Origin of the sequence: Streptomyces sp. NPDC050147, assembly GCF_040660195.1 — a bacterium.
Lineage (GTDB): Bacteria > Actinomycetota > Actinomycetes > Streptomycetales > Streptomycetaceae > Streptomyces.
The window spans coordinates 250,425-256,424 of record NZ_JBFALJ010000010.1 but is presented as its reverse complement, the minus strand read 5'-3'; the positions used below and the strand labels follow the sequence as shown (position 1 = coordinate 256,424).

Annotated in this window: 4 protein-coding genes; 1 reads left to right on the top strand and 3 read right to left on the bottom strand. The window is 69.6% G+C overall.

All coding sequences use genetic code 11. The annotated features are described in order from the left end of the window. Positions 1-519 precede the first annotated feature (519 nt). Positions 520-1,068, bottom strand: coding sequence for a MarR family transcriptional regulator (locus AB0I94_RS18290; protein WP_363310572.1), 549 nt, complete (start codon positions 1,066-1,068; stop codon positions 520-522). A gap of 122 nt (positions 1,069-1,190) precedes the next feature. Between AB0I94_RS18290 and AB0I94_RS18285 the strand changes: the two genes are divergently transcribed. After that, the gene (locus tag AB0I94_RS18285) at positions 1,191-2,477 is read left to right on the top strand and encodes an MFS transporter (protein ID WP_363310571.1); all 1,287 of its coding nucleotides are present in this window, start codon (positions 1,191-1,193) and stop codon (positions 2,475-2,477) included. 29 nt (positions 2,478-2,506) lie between these two features. On the opposite strand, the gene AB0I94_RS18280 is transcribed toward AB0I94_RS18285, so the two are convergent. Further along, entirely contained in the window at positions 2,507-4,180 is a 1,674-nt protein-coding gene (locus tag AB0I94_RS18280; RefSeq protein WP_363310570.1) for a SpoIIE family protein phosphatase, read from the bottom strand. Positions 4,181-4,322: 142 nt separating this feature from the next. Then, positions 4,323-5,681 carry an NAD(P)/FAD-dependent oxidoreductase gene (locus tag AB0I94_RS18275; protein WP_363310569.1) on the bottom strand — a complete coding sequence of 453 codons (1,359 nt, stop codon included), beginning with the start codon at positions 5,679-5,681 and terminating at the stop codon, positions 4,323-4,325. Positions 5,682-6,000 lie beyond the last annotated feature (319 nt).

The following is a 6,000-nucleotide window of genomic DNA, read 5'->3' as shown; positions in this document are numbered from 1 at the left end:
GGCACGCTGTTGAGTTCTCAAGGAACGGACGCTTCCTTTGTACTCACCCTCTCGGGCTTTCCTCCGGGCGCTTCCCTTCGGTGTTTCTTTTGTCTTGCTGTCTTGCGTTTCCGACTCTATCAGACTCTTTAGTGTCCGATTTCCTCGGCGCCTTTCCGGTTCCCGCTCCAGCCTTTCGGCTTTCGCGTTTCCCTTTCCGGCGAGTCCGACTCTATCAGATCCTTTCGGGCCTGATTCCCAGTCAGTGGGCTTGCCTTCCCGGCTGTTGGGCCGTTCCGACGTCTCAAACTCTAGCGGGTTTTCCCGGCGGCTCATAATCGAGCCGTGGAATTGAATTCGGACATGCCGAAATCGTTCCCGGTGGGATGTCGTGCAGAGTTTGTTTTGCCGCGTCTCAGCGGCGGGAGGTGCTGTCGCAGAACCGTTACGGCTCCGTGGCAACCCGAAGAACCTTACGGATCGGCCGGGTGACTGTCAAACACCGGAGGTCGAGCGCTCGCTACGTCTCTGTACGGCCGCTCAGTCCAGGTCCGTGAGGCGTCCGCCCGCGTCCGGCTGGGCGTCCTCGACCCGGCGCAGGAGACGAGTCAGTACCTCTCCCAGTGCCCCGCGCTCCTCCTGGGACAGGTCCTGGAGGAGGTCCTCTTCGAACACCGTCGCGAGGCGCATCGCCTCCAGCCACTTCTCGCGGCCCTCCACGGTGAGCTCGACGATCACGCGTACGCGGTTGGACTCGTCGCGGTCCCGCGTCACCAGCCCCTCCGCCACCATGCGGTCGATGCGGTGGGTCATCGCCGCCGGCGTGAGGCCGAGGCGCTTGGCCAGCTCGCCGGGGCCCATTTGGTACGGGGCACCGGAGAGGACGAGCGCCTTGAGGACCTCCCACTCGGCGTTGCTGATGCCGAGGGTCGCGGTCTGGCGGCCGTAGGCGACGCTCATCCGCCGGTTGAGGCGGCCGAGGGCCGAGACGATCTCCTCGACCTGGGGGTCGAGGTCCTGGAACTCCCGCTGGTAGGCGGCGATCTGCTCTTCGAGAGTCGGCTCACTGGGGCCGGGAGTGTCACCCATGGCCGCAGTATGGCACGCCCTCACTTGGCATTGAAGTTCTTCTAGGTGTATTGTTTAGGCTCTAACTTTAGCTTCGAAGTCTTCACGTCTAACTCCTAAGGCAGGTGAAAGTGACCAGGGCGATGGGCGCAGCGATGCGTCGTATTCAGGCAGGCAGCGCGCTGAGCGCGTTTGGTGTCGGGTTCACGGTTCCGTTCCTCTACGTCTACGTGGCGCAGGTGCGGGATCTCGGGGCCGGTACGGCGGGCATCGTGCTCGCCGCCTTTGCCATGGCCGCGCTGATCGTCCTGCCCGTCACCGGCCGCGTCATCGACCGTCGCGGCCCGCTCCCCGTACTCATGGGGGCCGCGCTGACCGCCTCGGTGGGTGCCCTCGCCCTGGGCTTCGCGAACAGTGAGCCGACGGCGATCGTCTCGGCGGCCCTCCTCGGTGCGGGCAGCGCGGTCATGCAGCCGGCGCTCGCCACGATGATCGTCTGGTGCTCGACGCCCACCACGCGCACCCGTGCCTTCGCGATGCAGTTCTTCCTGCAGAACCTGGGCCTCGGCGTCGGTGGCCTCATCGGCGGGCAGATCGTCGACGAGCACGACCCCAGCAGCTTCACGACGCTGTTCTCCATCGAGGCCGGGATGTTCCTGGTGCTCGCCGCGATCGCCGTCTCCGTGCGCCTTCCGCACGCGCCCTCCATTCAGGACGCCGTGCCCAAGGACGGGTCCGCGCCCCGGGGCGGGCTGCGGGCGCTGCTTCGGCACAAGGCGATGGTCCAGCTCTGCGTGCTCGGGTTCGTGCTCTTCTTCGCCTGCTACGGACAGTTCGAGTCGGGGCTCTCCGCGTACGGCGTGGAGGCGGCCGGGATCTCGCCATCGACGCTGGGCATCGCGCTCGCCGCCAACACGGCCGTGATCGTCATCGCGCAGTTCGCCGTCCTGAAGTTCGTCGAGCGGCGCAAGCGGTCCCGGGTGATCGCCGCCGTCGGTCTGATCTGGGCCGTCGCGTGGATCGCGGCCGGTTACGCCGGGCTCGGGCACGGCAGCCAGGCCATGGCCACCGCCGCGTTCATCTCCACGTACGCGCTCTTCGGGCTCGGTGAGGCGATGCTGGCGCCGACCGTCGCGCCGCTGGTCGCCGACCTGGCGCCGGCCGGGATGGTCGGTCAGTACAACTCGGCCTTCGCCCTGGTGAAGCAGCTGGCGCTCGCGGTCGGTCCCGCGGTCGGCGGCCCGATGGGGGCCGCGCTGCACGGGCCGTACATCGTGACGTTCCTGCTGTTCTCGCTCGGCATCACCGTCCTCGCCGTACGACTGGGGCGGCAGCTCACGCCGCTGCAGAACCAGCCGTACGCGGCGAAGAGCCGGGTGGTCGCCCAGGGCGCCCCCGAGTCCGTGGAGTCCCTGCCCGCAAGCTCCTAGCCACTAGGCACGGGCACTACGCACGGGCGCTACGGGCGCGGCAGGGCGAATTCGCACCACACCGCCTTGCCGCCGCCCGGTGTCCGCCGCGAGCCCCAGTTCGAGGCGATCGTGGCGACGATGGCGATGCCACGTCCCGCCTCGTCCGCGGGCTCGGCACGGCGGCGCCTGGGCAGGTGGTCGTCGCCGTCCGTGACCTCGATGATCAGTCGGCGGTCCGTGCGGCGCAGCCGCAGGCGCATCGGCGGGGTGCCGTGCTGGAGGGAGTTGGCGACCAGCTCGCTGGCCGCGAGGACTCCCAGGTCGTGCAGTTCGGGCGAGAAGCGCCAGCTGGCGAGGACACCGGTGGCGAAGGCACGCGCGCGTGGCGCCGCCTCCACCCCGCCGAGCAGCTCCAGGGCGGCGTTGCGGAACAGTTCCGCGTCCAGGCCGGTGCGTGCCGGCTGCTGGAGGACGAGGACCGCCACGTCGTCGTCGTGATCGGCCGTCACCCCCAGGGCGCGGATCAGCCGGTCGCACACCACCTGGGGTGTGCCGGTGGCTCCCGCGAGGGCGCGCTCCAGGGACGCGACGCCTTCGTCGATGTCCTCTCTGCGCCGCTCGACCAGCCCGTCCGTGTAGAGGACGGCGGTCGACCCGGGGCCGAGCGGGACCGATCCCGAGGTGTGCAGCCAGCCGCCCGTACCGAGGGGTGGGCCCGTGGGCTCCTCCGCCCGGTGGATCGTGCCGCCCTCGTCCCGCACGAGAATCGGCAGGTGCCCGGCGGAGGCGTACACCAGGCAGCCTTCGTTCGGGTCGTGCACGGCGTAGACCATGGTGGCGATCTGGCTGGCGTCGATCTCCGCGGCGAGGCCGTCCAGGAGCTGCAGGACCTCGTGCGGGGGCAGGTCGAGGCGGGCGTACGCGCGCACGGCGGTGCGGAGCTGGCCCATGACGGCCGCCGCGCGGACACCGCGGCCCATGACGTCGCCGATGACCAGGGCGGTGCGGCCGCCGCCGAGGGTGATCACGTCGTACCAGTCGCCGCCGACCGCGGCCTCCGTGCCGCCCGGTTGGTACGTGGCGGCGATGCGCAGGTCGTCGGGCTGCTCCAACTCCTGGGGAAGCAGCGAGCGTTGCAGGGTGACGGCCGTCTCGCGCTGGGTGCGCTCGCTGGCCCGCAGGCGCTCGGCGGCCTCCGCGTGGTCGGTGACGTCGGCGGCGAAGACGAGGACGCCGTCATCCTTGAGCCCCACGTCGGAGCCGCTCACGGAGAGCGTCACGGGGGTGCAGGTGAAGGTGTACGACCGGCCGCCCGCCGCCTTGCGGGACTTGACCGTGCGCGGCTTCGAGCTGCGCAGGACCTGGTCGAGGAGCGGCAGCAGGCCGAGCTCTTCCAGCTCGGGCAGCGCGTCGCGGGCCGGTTCGCCCACGGGGCGCTCGCCGAATGCGGTGGCGTACGCCCCGTTGACGTACGCGATGCGGTGGTCGGGGCCGTGCACCAGGGCGACGAGGGCCGGAATGCGGTCGAGCACCTCACGGGTCGGCAGCTCGTCCACGCCCGCGGCAGCGGGGGCGAGGACGGTGCCTTCCTGTCCTTCCTCGGCACGGGCCGCGGGGACGGAGCTTTCTGCTCGCTGTGGCGGGGAGACCCCCAGGTCGGTGCGCGCCGCGGCGCGGCGCTGCGTTCCGGGGAGCCGGGCGCTCCAGCGCGTGAAGTTCACTGCGGTAGGCCTCGTGATGTCGCTTCTGGATCGGGCGGGGGATTCCGGCGGTCCTGGCCCGCCCATGGTCACACGAACAGTCTGGCCGACCGGACTGACATCCGTCAGACGCCGGTGTCGTGCGGGGAGTTCCTGCCTCCGGTCAGGAGGACTCCTTCGGGCTTCTGCCCCCGGCCGCGAGTTCGAACTCCGCACGTGGGTGTTCGAGCGACCCCAGGGAGACGATCTCGCGTTTGAACAGGCCGGACAGGGTCCATTCGGCGAGCACCCGGGACTTGCGGTTGACGGTGGGCACGCGGCTCAGGTGGTAGACGCGGTGCATGAACCAGGCAGGGTAGCCCTTCAGCTTCCGCCCATAGACATGTGCGACACCCTTGTGCAGCCCCAGGGACGCGACCGAGCCCACGTACTTGTGCGTGTACTCCTTGAGGGGCTGTTCGCGCAGGGAAGCGGCGATGTTGTCGCCGAGTGTCCTGGCCTGGCGCACCGCATGCTGGGCGTTGGGGGCGCACTCCTTGCCGGGCTCGTCCGAGGTGACGTCGGGGACGGCCGCCGCGTCTCCCGCGCCCCACGCGTGCGGGGCTCCGTTCACCGTCAGCTTCGCGGTGCAGTCGAGGCGACCGCGTTCGTTCAGCGGCAGGTCCGTCGCGGCGAGCACCGGGTGCGGTTTGACGCCCGCGGTCCACACGACCGTACGGGTGGGGAAGCGCGAGCCGTCGCTCAGGACGGCGACCCGGTCCTCGCACGAGTCGAGACGGGTCTCCAGGCGTACGTCGATGTTGCGGCGCCGCAGCTCACGGACCGTGTACTTGCCCATCTCCTCGCCGACCTCGGGAAGGATCCGCCCGGAGGCCTCGACGAGGATCCATTTCATGTCCTCGGCCTTGACGTTGTGGTAGTACCGCGCGGCGTAGCGGGCCATGTCCTCCAGCTCGCCGAGCGCCTCGACCCCCGCGTAACCACCGCCCACGAAGACGAAGGTGAGGGCCGCGTCACGGATCGCGGGGTCGCGTGTCGAGGAAGCGATGTCCATCTGTTCGATGACGTGATTGCGCAGGCCGATGGCCTCTTCGACGGTCTTGAAGCCGACCCCGTGCTCGGCCAGGCCGGGCACCGGCAGGGTGCGCGAGATGGACCCCGGGGCCAGGACGATCTCGTCGTACGTGATCTCGACGGCGCCCGAACCCTCGTCCGCGGTGGCGAGCGTGGTGAAGGAGGCCGTGCGCTTGGCGTGGTCGACCGTCTCGATCTGGCCGATGACGATCCGGCATCTGTCCAGGACGCGGCGGAGCGGGACCACGACGTGCCGCGGCGAGATGGAGCCGGCCGCGGCTTCGGGCAGGAACGGCTGGTAGGTCATATAGGGATCGGGCGTCACCACCACGATCTCCGCCTCGCCCCGCTTCAGCTCCGGCTTCAGCTTCCGCTGGAGGCGCAGCGCGGTGTACATGCCGACGTATCCGCCGCCCACAACGAGAATGCGCACAGGTTCCTTCACCATCCCATGACGCACCCAGCTCTTGCGTTTGTCCACAGGCTCGACAATTTGTGTGACCGGTCGCGGTCTGCGACGCGCCGTCGGGGCCTCGCCGGTGCGAGGGAAAGGTCCGCAGGTCAGCGCGGGGAAGAGGGCGAAGGCAAGAGGGTGCAATCGGGTCGGAATCGGTGCGTACTCCGATCGGGGGGCGGTCCGTGCGGAACCCACCCCTTCTGAATTGACTCTGGCTCAACTATGTTCGTGTGTCGTCGGGGTGTCGGGGGATGCGCTCGTCGGGTCCAGCTACGGGGGGCTCGGGTATCGGGCTCACTCCTCACGCTCC

Coding starts and splice junctions, on each gene's coding strand:
- AB0I94_RS18285 (WP_363310571.1), top strand. CDS start 1,191: ATGGGCGCAGCGATGCGTCGTATTCAGGCAGGCAGCGCGCTGAGCGCG.
- AB0I94_RS18290 (WP_363310572.1), bottom strand. CDS start 1,068: ATGGGTGACACTCCCGGCCCCAGTGAGCCGACTCTCGAAGAGCAGATC.
- AB0I94_RS18275 (WP_363310569.1), bottom strand. CDS start 5,681: ATGGTGAAGGAACCTGTGCGCATTCTCGTTGTGGGCGGCGGATACGTC.